This window comes from Pseudomonas sputi, from assembly GCF_021603585.1.
Lineage (GTDB): Bacteria > Pseudomonadota > Gammaproteobacteria > Pseudomonadales > Pseudomonadaceae > Aquipseudomonas > Aquipseudomonas sputi.
Genome location: NZ_BQHI01000004.1, coordinates 122,784 through 137,548, shown reverse-complemented (window position 1 = coordinate 137,548; position 14,765 = coordinate 122,784). Strand labels below are relative to the sequence as shown.

Annotated in this window: 18 protein-coding genes; 10 read left to right on the top strand and 8 right to left on the bottom strand. The window is 57.1% G+C overall.

Annotated features, from left to right (window positions below):
* Positions 1–1,005 carry a tetratricopeptide repeat protein gene (locus L6D81_RS07535; protein ID WP_236178532.1) on the top strand — a complete coding sequence of 335 codons (1,005 nt, stop codon included), beginning with the start codon at positions 1–3 and terminating at the stop codon, positions 1,003–1,005.
* A gap of 5 nt (positions 1,006–1,010) precedes the next feature.
* Positions 1,011–1,982 (top strand): tetratricopeptide repeat protein, encoded by a 972-nt coding sequence (locus L6D81_RS07530; protein ID WP_236178531.1) that lies wholly within the window; start codon positions 1,011–1,013, stop codon positions 1,980–1,982.
* A gap of 100 nt (positions 1,983–2,082) precedes the next feature.
* Here L6D81_RS07530 and L6D81_RS07525 read toward each other — a convergent pair whose 3' ends face one another.
* Positions 2,083–2,379, bottom strand: coding sequence for a hypothetical protein (locus L6D81_RS07525; RefSeq protein ID WP_074690670.1), 297 nt, complete (start codon positions 2,377–2,379; stop codon positions 2,083–2,085).
* 362 nt (positions 2,380–2,741) lie between these two features.
* On the bottom strand, positions 2,742–2,879 hold the full coding sequence (locus tag L6D81_RS07520; protein WP_170929350.1) for a hypothetical protein: 138 nt from the start codon (positions 2,877–2,879) through the stop codon (positions 2,742–2,744).
* Here L6D81_RS07520 and L6D81_RS07515 point away from each other — a divergent pair.
* Positions 2,872–3,132 carry a DUF2790 domain-containing protein gene (locus tag L6D81_RS07515; protein WP_236178530.1) on the top strand — a complete coding sequence of 87 codons (261 nt, stop codon included), beginning with the start codon at positions 2,872–2,874 and terminating at the stop codon, positions 3,130–3,132. The genes L6D81_RS07520 and L6D81_RS07515 overlap by 8 nt on opposite strands.
* A 90-nt stretch (positions 3,133–3,222) precedes the next feature.
* The gene (locus L6D81_RS07510) at positions 3,223–3,621 is read left to right on the top strand and encodes a hypothetical protein (RefSeq protein ID WP_236178529.1); all 399 of its coding nucleotides are present in this window, start codon (positions 3,223–3,225) and stop codon (positions 3,619–3,621) included.
* On the opposite strand, the gene L6D81_RS07505 is transcribed toward L6D81_RS07510, so the two are convergent.
* The gene (locus tag L6D81_RS07505; protein ID WP_236178528.1) at positions 3,618–3,887 is read right to left on the bottom strand and encodes a DUF1652 domain-containing protein; all 270 of its coding nucleotides are present in this window, start codon (positions 3,885–3,887) and stop codon (positions 3,618–3,620) included. The genes L6D81_RS07510 and L6D81_RS07505 overlap by 4 nt on opposite strands.
* 372 nt (positions 3,888–4,259) lie before the next feature.
* Between L6D81_RS07505 and eco the strand changes: the two genes are divergently transcribed.
* From eco to L6D81_RS07490, 3 genes are all read left to right on the top strand, one after another.
* Positions 4,260–4,745, top strand: coding sequence for a serine protease inhibitor ecotin (eco, locus tag L6D81_RS07500; protein WP_236178527.1), 486 nt, complete (start codon positions 4,260–4,262; stop codon positions 4,743–4,745).
* Between the two features lie 20 nt (positions 4,746–4,765).
* Positions 4,766–5,071 carry an NIPSNAP family protein gene (locus L6D81_RS07495; RefSeq protein ID WP_085703035.1) on the top strand — a complete coding sequence of 102 codons (306 nt, stop codon included), beginning with the start codon at positions 4,766–4,768 and terminating at the stop codon, positions 5,069–5,071.
* A 68-nt stretch (positions 5,072–5,139) separates the two neighbouring features.
* Positions 5,140–5,478: a DUF2834 domain-containing protein gene (locus L6D81_RS07490; protein ID WP_236178526.1), complete on the top strand. Its 339-nt coding sequence runs from the start codon at positions 5,140–5,142 to the stop codon at positions 5,476–5,478.
* On the opposite strand, the gene L6D81_RS07485 is transcribed toward L6D81_RS07490, so the two are convergent.
* Both L6D81_RS07485 and L6D81_RS07480 read right to left on the bottom strand, forming a co-directional pair.
* The gene (locus tag L6D81_RS07485) at positions 5,459–6,382 is read right to left on the bottom strand and encodes a magnesium transporter CorA family protein (RefSeq protein WP_236178525.1); all 924 of its coding nucleotides are present in this window, start codon (positions 6,380–6,382) and stop codon (positions 5,459–5,461) included. The genes L6D81_RS07490 and L6D81_RS07485 overlap by 20 nt on opposite strands.
* A gap of 7 nt (positions 6,383–6,389) precedes the next feature.
* On the bottom strand, positions 6,390–7,964 hold the full coding sequence (locus L6D81_RS07480; protein ID WP_236178524.1) for a RimK family protein: 1,575 nt from the start codon (positions 7,962–7,964) through the stop codon (positions 6,390–6,392).
* 92 nt (positions 7,965–8,056) lie between these two features.
* Between L6D81_RS07480 and L6D81_RS07475 the strand changes: the two genes are divergently transcribed.
* The gene (locus L6D81_RS07475) at positions 8,057–9,160 is read left to right on the top strand and encodes a GNAT family N-acetyltransferase/peptidase C39 family protein (RefSeq protein WP_236178523.1); all 1,104 of its coding nucleotides are present in this window, start codon (positions 8,057–8,059) and stop codon (positions 9,158–9,160) included.
* A gap of 6 nt (positions 9,161–9,166) precedes the next feature.
* Here the strand turns inward: L6D81_RS07475 and L6D81_RS07470 are convergent, their stop codons facing one another.
* Both L6D81_RS07470 and L6D81_RS07465 read right to left on the bottom strand, forming a co-directional pair.
* Positions 9,167–10,312 carry a PQQ-dependent sugar dehydrogenase gene (locus tag L6D81_RS07470; RefSeq protein ID WP_236178522.1) on the bottom strand — a complete coding sequence of 382 codons (1,146 nt, stop codon included), beginning with the start codon at positions 10,310–10,312 and terminating at the stop codon, positions 9,167–9,169.
* A 50-nt stretch (positions 10,313–10,362) separates the two neighbouring features.
* Positions 10,363–10,704: a hypothetical protein gene (locus tag L6D81_RS07465; RefSeq protein ID WP_236178521.1), complete on the bottom strand. Its 342-nt coding sequence runs from the start codon at positions 10,702–10,704 to the stop codon at positions 10,363–10,365.
* A gap of 192 nt (positions 10,705–10,896) precedes the next feature.
* On the opposite strand from L6D81_RS07465, the gene ku reads away from it, so the two are divergent.
* Complete coding sequence (gene ku / locus L6D81_RS07460; RefSeq protein ID WP_236178520.1) at positions 10,897–11,757, top strand: non-homologous end joining protein Ku; 861 nt, start codon at positions 10,897–10,899, stop codon at positions 11,755–11,757.
* 42 nt (positions 11,758–11,799) lie between these two features.
* Here the strand turns inward: ku and lpxO are convergent, their stop codons facing one another.
* Positions 11,800–12,699, bottom strand: coding sequence for a lipid A hydroxylase LpxO (lpxO, locus tag L6D81_RS07455; RefSeq protein ID WP_230730821.1), 900 nt, complete (start codon positions 12,697–12,699; stop codon positions 11,800–11,802).
* A gap of 390 nt (positions 12,700–13,089) precedes the next feature.
* Between lpxO and L6D81_RS07450 the strand changes: the two genes are divergently transcribed.
* Entirely contained in the window at positions 13,090–14,676 is a 1,587-nt protein-coding gene (locus L6D81_RS07450) for an ABC-F family ATPase (protein ID WP_236178519.1), read from the top strand.
* Positions 14,677–14,765: the final 89 nt, after the last annotated feature.

Here is a 14,765-nt window from a genome sequence, read left to right as displayed (position 1 = left end):
ATGGCACCTTTACAATTGAAAGCAAAAGAAAACACAACACTAGCAATCACATATTTGTTTCTAATAGTCTTGAGCAGTGCCGTATTTGCCAGCCCCACCTCAAGCGCCGCACAAAAAGAACAGAAAGGCATAGTTCTGTACAATCAATTAAAGTTGGACTCTGCAATTCAAGAACTAGAGCGCGAGGCCAGCAGTGGGAGTATTGACTCACAATATTACCTAGGAGAAGCGCTTCGCAAGAAAAGTCGTTACATGTCTCCAGAAGCGCAACACTGGTATGAGACTGCAGCAGAAAACAATAACGTATATGCAATGATACAACTGGGCCGAACAAAAAATGACCTTTGTGAAAAAATTGGAAATTGCCCTCCAACCAAAAAAACACAAGCCGAATGGTTTTCACTCGCTAAAGACTTAGTTCTGCCAAGAGCGGAGAAAGGTGATCCTGAATCGCTATACCTAATGTATGAAATCACACTAAACCGGGAATGGTTGGAAAAATCCGCTAACGCCGGATATTCGCTTGCACAATATTGGATGGCTGTTAGCGAACGACAAGGCGAAGGATTCTTTCTGATTCCCGGAAAACGTGATGCCTCTGTTAAAAAATGGTTATTACTGTCCTCTGAGGGCGGATATCCAAAAGCCATGATGGACTACCTTCAAATTCTATTCGAAGAAGGAGATATGGCAAATATTCGCCATTGGCTAGAGATTGCCGCAGCAACTGGTGATCAGGCTGCCATAAGCAATTACGGTGCCTACGTAGCGCATACGCCTGACAAAGTTGGTTACTCACTTGACTTGGTCAAAGGCTACGCACTGTTCACCTTACTTGGAGAACTTGATGACAGCGGTGGAATTGGAAGGTATGTTGAACGAAAAAGTGAAGAGATTCGTGAAAAAATGACTCCTGCACAAATCGAGGAGTCAAAGATAGTGGCTAAAGAGTGGAAGGCAACTCACCCGCCCCTCTCTTTTTTTCCTGACAAGCTAGGTAACTAACACCAGTGCTGCTGATACGCCACCTTGTTTTGGCATTAACCATTGCCACCTATACTGCGACCGGCTTAGCAACCCCGCAAGGAAGCGAGCCAACTTTAGGCGTGAGTTTGTACAACCAGCTTAAAATTAGCTCAGCCATCTCCGAGCTGGAAAAGGAAGCACAATCTGGAAACGTGGAGTCACAGTATTACTTGGGTGAGGCTCTAAGGAAGCGCAATCGCTATATGAATTCCGAAGCGCAACACTGGTATGAAGCAGCTGCAAATAACGGCAACATTTACGCGATGATCCAGCTGGGTCGAAGTAGCCACGACCTGTGCCAACAAATTAAGAATTGTCCCTCAAGCGAGAAAAGTCCGGCTGAGTGGCTTGATAAAGCCAAAGACTTAACATTTCCCAAAGCCAATGAAGGTGATCCCGAGTCTTTGTATTTAATGTACGAAGTGACACTGGAACGCGAATGGTTAGAAAAGTCCGCGCGTGCTGGTTATGCGCTTGCGCAGTACTGGATGGCTATCGGCGACCGGCAAGGTGAAGGATTTTTTCTTATACCGGGAAAACGTGAAGAGGCCGTCAAACAATGGTTGAAAATGGCTTCGGAGGGTGGAAACTCAAAAGCAATGTTGGAATACATTGAGATTCTTTATAAGAAAAATGATCTTGAAGGTGTCCGATACTGGCTTCAAGCCGCAGCTGAAACTGGGGATCAAAAAGCAATCAGCAGCTACGGTTCTTACATTGCCCATGCACCTGACCAGGTTGGTTACCCACTGGATCAAGTCAAGGGTTATGCACTAATCAGTCTACTGAAAGAGTTGGATGGGGGCGGTGCCATTCAGGAATTCGTCGAGGATACACTCGAGGAGATTGGAGGCAAGATGACTACCGAGCAGATTGAACAGTCGAAAGCCGTGGCAAAGGAATGGAAGGCCACCCATCCACCGCTCTCCTTTTTTCCCGACAAGCTTGGACGGTAATTCAACGTCCTCCCCCCGATTACACTAATTCACGCATAAAAAATAGCGGAAGGAGTGAAGTGCATTGATGCCTCACTCCTTCCGCTATTTAGTTACAGCGTCAAACCGGCGCCTGCCAGTTCAGCATTTTCTGCTGCGCAACCTGAAGTAAATCGCTGCCATCCTGCGTCAGCAGGTACAGCGCATGGGTGATGTGGGGAATGTCCTGGACATCGGCGTGTTTGAAGCACAGGCAGTGCAGGGTTTCGAGCAGGTCGCTGGCGGCGCGGATGCGTTGCACGGCGGCTTCGAAGAGGTCTTTCGGGTTGGCTTGGGTGTCGATGACCAGCGGTGCGCTGTCGGTGACGCCGCTGTTGAGCGGGAGATAGCGGGCGGAGCTTAGTTTCAGGATTGGCATTGGAATTACTCGATTAGGTTGTAAGTAACCGCCGACACCGTGACCAAACGATGGGGAGGCGGACTGTGCGCAGGCTTGGTCAACCGAGAACAACCCAACTCAGCACGCCCGAAGGCGACCCTGCACACAGCCGCCACTGCAATGCACTTCGAGGACATAGATGTCCACGGAGCGAATAATGGCACACTTGTGAGGGCTGTTATTTTAGGTGACCAAACCTAAGCCGCTGATTTTGCAGCGACGCCAAACCATAACCGCCCCACTCCAGCCCTCGAAAGCAGACAAGGCATCCACCCTTGTAGGAATCCGCCGAGACTCCCCCGCGAAACAATCCCCGCCCAGACAGCCGGCATTCAGCCCGGTTAACCATCGCTTAACGCCGCGGTCAAAAACTCTACTGAACCGCACGCCCTCAGCCCCTGGCTGACGCCCAGTGCGGCAGGTTTGGCTTGCAACATGCCGAACTCCATTTCCGTCGCACCGGAGTCCATCATGAACATTCGTCCGTTCCTGCTCACCACCGCCCTCGCCTGTACCGCGTTTGCCGGGCTGGCCCAGGCCAATGACACCTCCAAGGCTGCTTCCTATGAATACGGCATGCCGCTGCATGTAGCCAAAGTGGTTTCCCTGACGGAGCCGCCGACGCAGGAGTGCAAGGTCATCACCGCCGACATGAAGTACCTCGACAACACCGGTAAACCGGAAGAAATTAGTTACAGGAAATTATCTGACGCCTGCAGTTTCCAAAACTGACAGAAAGCTCTGATTTGCGGCTTTGCGGTAGGCGAGCACGGGTCTCGAGGGGTATGCTCGGGGCCCTCTTCACTGCCGCAAGGATTCGCCATGCAGTTGTCGTTTCGCACGCTCTCGACCATCACCTTCTCTCTGTGTTTTCTGCTTTCCCTGGCCTGGGGGCTGGCGCCGCAGGTGTTGTTGGCGATCTGGAGCATTGAGTATTCGGAGGCAGCCGGATTCGTCGCACGGCGCAGCGCGGTGCTGTTTGCAGCGTTAGGAGTGATGTTTTATCTGGTGCGCAACGCGCCGGTGTCGATCGCGCGCAATGCGCTGAGCAACGGCTTTATCGTCGGCTGCTTTGGCCTGGCGGTGCTGGGGTTTGCTGAATGGCTCAACGGCCACGCCGGCCCCGGGATTTTGCTCGCGGTGCTGGTCGAGTTCGCGCTGGGCCTTGGCTTCTTGCAGGCCCGGCGCGTGACGGTCGAACTGGGTGAAACAGTCGGTTAGACGACTCGGGATCGCGGCACTGAATGATGGGTTGCCGTTTGTTGCGCAAGATCCGAGCGCAACCCGGCGATCAGGCCGTTGATTTCGCGACAGCTGTTCAGGTGACTGGCATCGATGCCACTCACCAGCAGCTCAACCTGATCGGTCTGGTGATCGCCATACACCTTGACGGTCATCGACAGATCCGGGGACAGCGTGCACTGGCAGCGTTTCGGTAGAAAACTGCTTTCAATGATGTTGCGGAGTTCCAAGGCAGACAGAAACATGGCGAAACCTCTCCTTATTGTGAGACTGCCAATCAAGTATTCACGTCGACCGTTGCCACGGCTCCCACGGGTGTGTCCCCGCTGAATTCCTTGGGTTGTGACAAGCGGCTGTATTGCGAAATGCCCATTGGAGTGTAGGCGCCCGAACTCGGTGCGCTGCACCAAATCAACGCATAAAACGTGCCTTTCATCAGGTTGCATTCACCTCCTTGCAAATCAATGGCTTGGCCAAAAGACAGGCAACTGGCCAGTTGCAAAATGCAAGATGCGGTCGTGCAGGCACTGCATTTTGCAAGCCGTTGGCGGTTTGCATTCATGGCCCATGGCAGTGAGAATGCCCGTCAACCAACGTACACCCGCCAGGAGGCTTCAATGGGTAATTTCACTGTTTACGCGACGGCCGGTCTGATGCTTGCCAGCCTGTCCACCCTCACCCACGCCGCCAAACTTGAAGACACCGCGCCTTATCCGAAGGCCGAAGCGGGCTTCACCCGCCAGGTTATTCACCTGCCGCAACAGGCCCAGGAAGAAAACTTTAAAGTCGAAATCCTCGCTGGCAAGACCCTCGAGGTCGACTGCAACCGCCAGCGCCTGGGCGGCACCCTTGAAGAGAAAAACCTCGAAGGCTGGGGCTATCCGTTCTACCGCCTGGAAAAAGTCAGCGGCCCGATGAGCACGCTGATGGCCTGCCCGCCCGGCACCCAGAAAAAACGCGCATTCGTGCCGGTGATCGGCGATGGCTTTACCGTGCGCTATAACAGCAAGCTGCCAATCGTGGTTTATGCACCGCAGGACGTTGAAGTGCGCTTTCGTATCTGGTCGGCTTCAGACAAAGTCGGCGTGGCCATTCCCGAGTAACTTGCAGAGGAGCAGCGGCATTGATTACTTGCCACGTCAGATACGTGATTGATCCCTACCAGTTGGACGCATTCGAAGCCTACGCCAAGACTTGGCTCGGCATCGTCGAACGGCTGGGCGGAACGCATCACGGCTACTTCCTGCCCTCGGAAGGCGCGAGCAATATCGCGTATTGCCTGTTCAGTTTCCCGTCGCTGGCGGATTACGAAAGCTATCGCCACATCGCACTGACCGACCCGGAAAGCACGGCACTGGTGGCCGATCTGGTCGAGAAGAAGTTTATCGTCAGCTACGAGCGCAGCTTCCTGCGCCCGCTGCTGCCCTGAGCGCTTCAAGTCCGTTGGCAACTGCTGCTGCCGGGAAATCCGAGTCATCTGACCAAGGAAGGAACCCAATGATGTCCGTCGCCCTGCCCCTCACCGCGTTGATCGCCTTCAGCGGTTATACCGTTTCCGTGATGCTTCAGGCCGAACAGTCGCTGATCGACTTCGGCATCAGCCTGATGTCGCGGCCGGATACCGCGCAAGTGGTGATCGATCTCTATCTGCTGGCAACGCTGGCGGGCGTCTGGATGTACAAGGATGCGCGCAAGCGTGGGCAGTCGGGCTGGTCAGTGGTGCCGTATCTGTTGCTGACGGCGGTGTTTGTGTCCGTCGGGCCGCTGCTGTACCTGGTGGTCCGGGGTCTGCAGGATCGCAAACGCCCGGCCCCGGTCATTTCGCCAGACGCCTGAGCCCGAACAGCATCCCCCCCGCTCCCAGCAGCATCGCCGCCAGGAATAACGGGTACGACACCCACCACGGCGTGCCGGCGGTCATCATGCTGAATTCCGACATGCCACCGATGCTGGCAATCAGGTTGAGCGGCAAGAACACCACGTTGATCAGCGTCAGTTTGCGCAGCAGGTTGTTCATGCTGTTGTTCATCAGGTTGCCCCGGGCGTCGATCAGCCCGGAGAACACCGTCGAATAGATTTCCGCCTGCTTGTAGCACTGGTTGTTTTCGATGATCAGGTCGTCGATCAGGCCGATCGCTTCGCTGCCGAAATGCTGTTTTTGCGCATGATTACGCAACCGCGTGAGCACCGCGCCGTTGCTGTGCAGGGCGTTGATGTAATAGATGAGGCTTTCGCTGAGGTTGAACATCTGCACCAGGTGCTGGTTCTGCATCGAGGCGTTGAATTTCTGCTGCAACTCCCGGGCGACCAGTTTGATCACCTTCAAGTGCCCTAGGTAGTGATGGATGTTGTTGAACAGCAAGTCCAGCAACACATCCAGCGGTGTGTTCAGTGGCTGACGTGTACCGATACCGTGCAACGGCGTGTCGTCGGTGGCGATGACCAGCAACTGGCTCGGCGAAAACAGCAAACCGCAGGACGACACCTCGAACGCCAGGCTGCCACCCCCGGAATAGTTCTCCGGACGTTTCCAGATCAGAAACAAGTGGTCGGGGTGAAACTCGATCCGTGACACCTCGTCCGGGTCGAGTGCCGAGGCCAGCGCATGTTCATCGAGTTTAAAGTGACTGTGCAGCAAGTCGCGCTCGGCGGCGTCGGGATTGCTGAACAGCATGACTTCGGCGTCCAGCCGCTCGACCCGCTGCAACCCGCCGTGGCTCAGTGCAAAGCTGTTGATCATCGGCCGGTTACCAGGCCTGGCCACGACGTTTGAGCTCCAGACGGCGCACGAACTCCTCCAGCACCAGCGAATACAGATCGTCTTGCAGGTAGGCGTCTTCGATGCCGGCGTCGAGGTTCGGGTTGTCGTTGACCTCAATCACCACCACTTTGTCGCCGGCCTGTTTCAGATCGACGCCATACAAGCCGTCGCCGATCAGGTTAGCGGTCTTCACCGCCAGTTCCACCACCGCGCGCGGCGCCTCGTGGATCGCCAGCGTGCGGCATTCGCCGTTGACGTCCTGGCCCTTGGCTTTGTGGTTGTAGATCTGCCAATGGCCCTTGGACATGAAGTACTGGCAGGCAAAGATCGGTTTGCGGTTGAGCACGCCGATGCGCCAGTCGTACTCGGTGTAGAAGAACTCCTGAGCCAGCAACAGCACCGAGTGTTCGAACAGTTCAGCGGTGGCCTCCAGCAAAGCCTGTTGGCTCTCGACCTTGATCACGCCTCGGGAGAAACAGCCATCCGGGATCTTCAGCACCAACGGAAAACCCAGGCGCTCGCCAACCCGCTCAAAGTCTTCGGGCCGCTCCTTGTAGAGAATTTCCGTGGCCGGCATGCCCAGTTGATGGCTGTTGAGCAGATCGGTCAGGTAGACCTTGTTGGTGCAGCGCAGGATCGACGTCGGGTCGTCCATCACCACCAGCCCTTCGCTTTCGGCCTTTTTGGCGAAACGGTAAGTGTGGTTGTCGACACTGGTGGTCTCGCGAATCAGCAAGCCGTCGTACTCGGCCAGCCTTGCGTAGTCCTTGCGTTCGATCAGCTCGACATCGATGCCCATGCCCTTGCCGACCCGCACAAAGTTCTCCAGTGCGCGGGCGTTGGACGGTGGCAAGGCTTCCTGCGGATCATGCAGGATCGCCAGGTCATAACGCGCCACTTGCGGCGAACGCGGAACACGCCAGATTTTGCGACTGAAGCCGTCCAGCGCATTGGCGAACTGATCTTCCTGATCGTCGCGCAACTTATGCAAGGCGCCGGACTTTATACCTTCGATGTGCCAGCCGTTAGTTCGACGAAACTCAACTAACAGAATCGGACACGGAAACACTTCAAACAATTGTCGGGCCAGATCCTGCAACGGCTCGATATGCGTTGTGCCGAAATAAAGTGTCAGGGTGAAACCTTCGGTGTCGCTGTAGAGATGATGGTTGAGGGCTTTTTCCAGGGTTTTATCCAGGTCATCCAGTGCCAGGCCGTAAAGGGATTTTCGGGTCAATTCGCTGATGGTGCGCACCGAAGGAATCACCTTGTGCCCCCGGGCTTCAGCCAGCAGTGAGCAGTAGTAGCCGTGGCCCAGGTACTTGTAGCTGCGGCACAGATTGATTACCTGCACCCGTTTTCCCGGCTCGCTGTCGGGTGGTTGTTCGAGGTATTCCTGGGCCGTCAGGATGTCTTCGCTGGGGAAGTACGAGGCCCAGTCTTCCTTGCGTTCGACGATGATCAACACTTGACTGGATGTTCTGATCTGCGGTTTTAAATAAGTTGCCGGTGGCAAACTTTGACTGGATACTTCGCGCCAATGACCCTGTACCGCTGACATAGAAATTGATCCGTTGGAGAACAAGACCTTTTCTATTAAGCACGAAGTTTTTCGAAAGTCCCGTTTCGTTACGCAACTTTTACGGTGGTCATATGAATGCTGTTTTTCGCCTGGCGGTCGTTGATGATTTGCCCGCGTTGCTGACGCTGGAAATGCACTGTTTTACCACGGACCGGCTCACCCGCCGCAGTTTCCAATGGATGATCACCCGGGCCCACGGGCAATTGTGGGTGGCCGAACGCGAGGGCCAACTGGCCGGTTATGCGCTGGTGCTGTTTCATCGCGGCACCTCGCTAGCCCGTCTGTATTCCATTGCGATTGCCCCCGAGGCGCGCGGCGGTGGTCTGGGCAAGCAATTGCTGCATCGGATCGAGGCCTGTGCGCTCGAGCACGACTGCGCTTACCTGCGGCTGGAAGTGCGCACCGACAATCCTGCCGCCATCGCACTGTACGAGCGCAACGGCTACCGGCGCTTTGCGCTGATCCATGACTACTACGAGGATCACGCTGACGCGCTGCGCCTGGAGAAACGGATTCTCCAGCACCGCGATTCGCGCAACATCAAAGTCCCCTATTACCGACAAACCACCGATTTCACCTGCGGCCCAGCCTGCTTGCTGATGGCCATGGGCGCGTTGCACGCCGATCGTTTGCTGGAACGGCGCGAGGAATTGCAGTTGTGGCGTGAGGCAACCACGGTGTTCATGACGGCCGGCCATGGTGGTTGCAGCCCGCAGGGCCTTGCACTGGCGGCGTGGCGCCGGGGTTTCAACGTACGTTTGCAACTGAGCATGACCGGGCCGCTGTTTCTCGACGGTGTGCGTGATGCGCATAAAAAAGACGTCATGCGCCTGGTGCACGACGAGTTCATGGCGCAACTGAACGACACCGATGTCGATCAATCCATTGGCGTAACGCTGGATTTACCCGCGCTGCTGGCCAACGGTGGTCAACCGCTGGTGCTGATCAGCAGCTATCGCCTGACCCGCTCCAAATCACCGCACTGGGTGATCGTCACCGACTGCGATGAAGACTTCGTCTACCTGCACGACCCGGACGTCGACCACAGTCAGCACCGTCAGCCCATGGACTGCCAGCACGTGCCGGTCAGCCATGGGGAGTTCGAGAAAATGTGCCGCTTCGGTCGTGGCAAATTGCGGGCGGCGGTGGTGCTCTACGCCCGCTCACCCGCATGAACGGGACTACTTGAGTCCGACCTTGTACAGCGAACCGTCGGACTCATCCGTCAGCACATACAGGTAGCCGTCCGGCCCCTGACGTACATCACGGATCCGCTGTTTCAGTTCGCCCAGCAAGCGTTCTTCATGCACCACCTTGTCGCCGTCGAACTGCAAGCGGATCAGCTCCTGCGTCACCAGCGCACCGATGAACAGATTGTGCTGCCACGGCTTGAATCGATCGGCATCGTAAAAAGCCATGCCGGTGACACCCGGGGATTTTTCCCAGACATGGTGCGGCCCGACCGTGCCTTCGGCGGTCTTGCCCTTGGCTTCCGGGATCGGTTGCATGGAGTAGTTGATGCCGTGGGTCGCCAGCGGCCAGCCGTAGTTCTTGCCGCGTTCGATGATGTTCACTTCATCGCCACCGCGCGGGCCGTGCTCGTTTTCCCACACGGTGCCGGTCCATGGATTGAGCGCGGCGCCCTGGGGATTGCGGTGACCGTAGGACCAGATCTCCGGACGTACGCCGGACTGGCCGACAAAGGGGTTGTCATCGGGTACTTTGCCATCGGGGTAGAGGCGCACGACCTTGCCTTGCAGCTTGTCCAGATCCTGCGCGGTCGGGCGGTCGTTGTTCTCGCCCAGGGTGATGAACAGATAACCGTCCCGGTCAAACACCAGCCGCGAGCCGAAGTGATTGCCGACCGACAGTTTCGGCTCCTGGCGGAAGATCACATTGAAGTCCTTCAGGGTTTTCAGGTCGTCCGACAGACGCCCGCGCCCCACCGCCGTTCCGGCCTTGTCACCCGCACCGCCGCCCTCGGCGTAGGACAGGTACACGAGGCGATCCTGTTTGAAATCCGGTGACAGCACCACGTCGAGCAATCCGCCCTGGCCCTTGGCCCAGACGTCCGGCACACCGGTGATCGGCGCGGACAGTTTGCCGGCAGCATCCACCACACGCAGGTTGCCGGGGCGTTCGGTCACCAGCATGCCCTGGCGATCAGGAAGGAAGGCCAGGGCCCAGGGGTGCTCGAGGCCCTGGGTAATCGTTGTGACTTCAAGGGTGCCCTGCTCGCTTTGCAGTTCCTTGGGAGCGGCGGCGAACGCCGGCGTGGCGATCAGTGCACTGGCACACAGGCCGGCCAGAAGGGTTTTACGCAACATGCACGATTCCTTTTGTTCGTGTGAAGGGCTGACAGAAGCGGTTCTGCCATTCAACGGTTGCTCCCGCTGTCACGGGCTGGAGGGTTGGGAATGAAGGTCGGTGGCGTGCTCGGGACCGAGCGCAGCGGCTGACCATTGCCGATACCGCGATTATCCAGGGTCGGCGGGCGTGGCACGGGCACCGTGTTAGGCCCGCGAACGGATGGAGTGCCGGGCTGGGTGCCCTGCATGCTGTTGGGGTTCGCCCGGCGGATCGGGCTGTTGTAGGGATTGTTGCTGTTGCCGGTCGGACTTTGTGCCAGCAACAGCGATGTATGGGTTATTGCGCCATCGGCGTGAACCAGCCCGCCAGTCAGGGCGAGCAACGCAATGCCAAGCAGGAAACGGTTCATGAACGGCCTCTTTCGGTGCGCAGGGACTAGAGCCTTCGAGTCCACGCTACGCCGTGGGTTCGGATTTGTTAACCCGTCACCGCTAAACAAGATGTAACACGGCTTGACCTGCCGTTTACCCCAGCCCCCGCAAACAACGGAAACTTTTAAGCCGGGCCACGGGTCACCCGAACATCACTCGGAGAACAGCACATGGCTCGGGCAATCTGGAAAGGCGCAATCAGTTTCGGTCTGGTGCACATCCCTGTGGCGCTGGTCTCGGCGACGTCGTCCCAGGGCGTGGACTTTGACTGGCTCGACAGCCGCAGCATGGACCCGGTCGGCTATAAACGAGTCAACAAGGTCACCGGCAAGGAAGTCACCAAGGAGCACATCGTCAAAGGTGTGCAGTTCGAAAAGGGCCGCTATGTGGTGCTCAGCGAGGAAGAGATCCGTTCGGCGCACCCGGTCTCGACCCAGACCATCGACATCTTCGCCTTCGTCGACAGTGAACAGATTCCGCTGCAGAACATCGACACGCCCTATTACCTGGCCCCGGACAAGCGCGGCGGCAAGGTCTACGCCCTGCTGCGTGAAACCCTGAGCAAAACACAGAAGGTCGCCCTCGCCCGAGTGGTGTTACACACGCGCCAATACCTGGCGGCGTTGATGCCCCTGGAATCGGCGCTGGTGCTGGTGAAGCTGCGCTGGCCGCAGGAAGTGCGCAGCCTGGACGAACTGGCGCTGGGCAGCGAAGTGACCAAGCCGCAACTGGCCAAGGGCGAACTGGACATGGCCAAACGGCTGGTGGAAGACATGACAGCGGACTGGACGCCCGAGGACTACAACGACGAATTTGAAAACAAGATCATGGCGTTGGTGGACAAGAAGGCCCATGAAGGCAAGATCGAAGACGTTGAAACCGTTTCCGCTGAAGAAGAGCGTAAATCGGCAGATGTTATCGACCTGACCGAACTGCTCAAGCGCAGCCTTGGCGGGAAAGCCCCGGCCAAACCTGCCAAGAAGACCGCCAGCAAGGCAACACCGGCGAAGAAGAGCAAAAAAGCCTCATGAACATGAAATCGGGCGACTGTCTCTCAACAGTCGCCCGATTTGTCAGATCAGAATGAAGATCGCCAGCAGACCGCCGAAGATCGCCCATTTTTCCATGTAGTAGAGCTTGCGATTGCGCTTTTTCAGCTCTTTGCCACGCAAGCGAATCTTGTAGATCTTGGTAAACAACCGGTTGATACCGCCGGTGCGGTCACCCGCATCGTTCGGTGCACCTGCCGCCGACATCACGGTGCGGCTGAACCAGCCGTTGAACGCCGCCGCCCAGCGATACTTCATCGGACGCTCGACGTCGCAGAACAGGATGATACGGTTCTGGTCGGTGGTGTTTTCTGCGTAATGAATGAACGTCTCGTCGAACATCACCGCTTCGCCATCACGCCAGTGATAGTTCTCGCCATCGACGTTGATGTAGCAACCGGCATCGTTCGGCGTTTCCAGGCCCAGGTGATAACGGTACGACCCGGCATACGGATCGCGGTGACGCACCAGTTTCGAACCCGGCGGCAACTCGGCGAACATCGCGGCCTTGATCGATCCGATGCTCTGCACCAACTCGGTGGTGCGCGGGCACAATTGCAGCGCCGACGGGTGGCTGTCGCCGTACCACTTCAGGTAGAAACGCTTCCAGCCGGTCTTGAAGAACGAGTTGAAACCGACATCGTCGTACTGGTTCGAGCGCTTGATTTCGCCGGCGCGCAGCAGGTTACGGCCTTCCTCACGGATTTCTTCCCAATGCGTCTGCAACGGGCTCAGATCGGGGAAGTCCTTCGGATCCAGATACGGCGTGTTGGGTTTTTTCGAGAACAGATAAAGGAAGCAGTTGATCGGTGCCAGGAACGAAGAGTGATCACTCAATTGACGACCGAGTTTGTGGCGTACGCGACCGCGCAGGTGAACGTATGCAATGGAAATGACATATACAGCGGCAATGATGAGTTTCACGGAAATCGTCACACGTCAGAAGTGAACAAACTGCGGGCCTTTCGGGCGGTGGCCCAAGGTCTGTGGCAGTGGTCTGAAATAAAAAAAACGTCCCGGTGGCGCATCCTTGAGCCCATGCCGGACAAGGCATTGGGTGAATGGATGGCATTTTAGCCACAGTTTGTAACCAATAGTGAACACTCATCTGTGAAAAACTGTCCTGCGATTGCGCCAAACGGCAATCGGGATGTCACCGCCCTATCGTTTAAAGAGCCAGACCAGTACAATCGCCGCCAAACTTTACGCGCCCCCTTGGTTGATGACGGGATTGTCCCGCCTCAGCGCACTTCGACTCGGGCCAAGCGCTCCGGCTGCACCCTCGCTACTCAGCACGCTTCGCAGGAAAAACCTTTGATTTCTACAGCTAACATCACCATGCAGTTCGGCGCCAAGCCGCTGTTTGAAAACGTTTCGGTCAAATTCAACGGCGGCAACCGCTACGGCCTGATCGGCGCCAACGGTTGCGGCAAGTCGACCTTCATGAAGATCCTCGGCGGCGACCTCGAGCCGTCCGGCGGCCAGGTCATGCTCGAGCCAAACGTACGCTTGGGTAAATTGCGCCAGGATCAGTTCGCCTACGAAGAATTCACGGTGATCGACACCGTGATCATGGGTCACGAAGAGCTGTGGAAGGTCAAGGCCGAGCGCGACCGCATCTACTCGCTGCCGGAAATGAGCGAAGAAGACGGCATGGCCGTGGCCGAGCTGGAAACCGATTTCGCGGAGATGGACGGCTACACTGCCGAATCCCGCGCCGGTGAACTGCTGCTGGGTCTGGGCATTCCGCTGGAACAGCATTTCGGCCCGATGACCGAAGTCGCGCCGGGCTGGAAACTCCGCGTTCTGTTGGCCCAGGCACTGTTCTCCGATCCGGAAGTGCTGCTGCTCGACGAACCGACCAACCACCTGGACATCAACACCATCCGCTGGCTGGAAACGATTTTGACGGCGCGTAACAGCACCATGATCATCATTTCCCACGACCGTCACTTCCTGAACAGCGTCTGCACCCACATGGCCGACCTGGACTACGGCGAGCTGCGTCTGTTCCCGGGCAACTACGACGAGTACATGACCGCGGCGACTCAGTCCCGCGAGCAACTGCTGTCGGACAACGCCAAGAAGAAAGCCCAGATTGCCGAACTGCAAACGTTCGTCAGCCGCTTCTCGGCCAACGCCTCGAAAGCCAAGCAGGCCACTTCCCGCGCCAAGCAGATCGACAAGATCCAGCTGGCCGAGGTCAAGCCATCGAGCCGTGTGAGCCCGTTCATCCGTTTCGAACAGACCAAGAAGCTGCACCGCCAGGCCGTGACCATCGAGCAGATGTCCAAGGGCTTTGACGGCAAGACCCTGTTCAAGAACTTCAGCTTCACCGTTGAAGCCGGCGAGCGCGTAGCGATCATCGGCCCGAACGGCATCGGCAAGACCACCCTGCTGCGCACGCTGATGGGCGAACTGACCCCGGACGCAGGTTCGGTGAAGTGGACCGAAAGCGCGGAGCTGGGCTACTACGCTCAGGACCACGCCCATGACTTCGAAGACGACGTCAGCCTGTTCGACTGGATGGGCCAGTGGACTCAGGGCGAGCAAGTGATCCGTGGCACCCTCGGTCGCATGCTGTTCTCCAACGACGAGATCCTCAAGTCGGTGAAGGTGATTTCCGGTGGTGAGCAAGGTCGCATGCTGTTCGGCAAGCTGATCCTGCAAAAGCCTAACGTGCTGGTGATGGACGAACCGACCAACCACCTGGACATGGAATCGATCGAAGCGCTGAACCTGGCGCTGGAAAACTACCCGGGCACGCTGATTTTCGTCAGCCACGACCGTGAATTCGTATCGTCCCTGGCCACGCGCATCATCGAGCTGAGCCCGAACGGCGTGACCGACTTCAGCGGCACCTACGACGATTACCTGCGCAGCCAAGGCGTAGTGTTCTGAGTCGAATCGAGCGGTAAACAGAAAGCCCTGTCCTTGTGACAGGGCTTTTTTTTGCTGAGCGTTAGTCCAGCGACCGATCGCGTGGGATG

Coding starts and splice junctions, on each gene's coding strand:
- eco (WP_236178527.1), top strand. CDS start 4,260: ATGGGTAATTTCACTGTTTACGCGACGGCCGGTCTGATGCTTGCCAGC.
- L6D81_RS07510 (WP_236178529.1), top strand. CDS start 3,223: ATGCAGTTGTCGTTTCGCACGCTCTCGACCATCACCTTCTCTCTGTGT.
- L6D81_RS07485 (WP_236178525.1), bottom strand. CDS start 6,382: ATGATCAACAGCTTTGCACTGAGCCACGGCGGGTTGCAGCGGGTCGAG.
- L6D81_RS07535 (WP_236178532.1), top strand. CDS start 1: ATGGCACCTTTACAATTGAAAGCAAAAGAAAACACAACACTAGCAATC.
- ku (WP_236178520.1), top strand. CDS start 10,897: ATGGCTCGGGCAATCTGGAAAGGCGCAATCAGTTTCGGTCTGGTGCAC.
- L6D81_RS07490 (WP_236178526.1), top strand. CDS start 5,140: ATGATGTCCGTCGCCCTGCCCCTCACCGCGTTGATCGCCTTCAGCGGT.
- L6D81_RS07475 (WP_236178523.1), top strand. CDS start 8,057: ATGAATGCTGTTTTTCGCCTGGCGGTCGTTGATGATTTGCCCGCGTTG.
- L6D81_RS07515 (WP_236178530.1), top strand. CDS start 2,872: ATGAACATTCGTCCGTTCCTGCTCACCACCGCCCTCGCCTGTACCGCG.
- L6D81_RS07525 (WP_074690670.1), bottom strand. CDS start 2,379: ATGCCAATCCTGAAACTAAGCTCCGCCCGCTATCTCCCGCTCAACAGC.
- L6D81_RS07505 (WP_236178528.1), bottom strand. CDS start 3,887: ATGTTTCTGTCTGCCTTGGAACTCCGCAACATCATTGAAAGCAGTTTT.
- L6D81_RS07520 (WP_170929350.1), bottom strand. CDS start 2,879: ATGTTCATGATGGACTCCGGTGCGACGGAAATGGAGTTCGGCATGTTG.
- L6D81_RS07465 (WP_236178521.1), bottom strand. CDS start 10,704: ATGAACCGTTTCCTGCTTGGCATTGCGTTGCTCGCCCTGACTGGCGGG.
- L6D81_RS07480 (WP_236178524.1), bottom strand. CDS start 7,964: ATGTCAGCGGTACAGGGTCATTGGCGCGAAGTATCCAGTCAAAGTTTG.
- L6D81_RS07470 (WP_236178522.1), bottom strand. CDS start 10,312: ATGTTGCGTAAAACCCTTCTGGCCGGCCTGTGTGCCAGTGCACTGATC.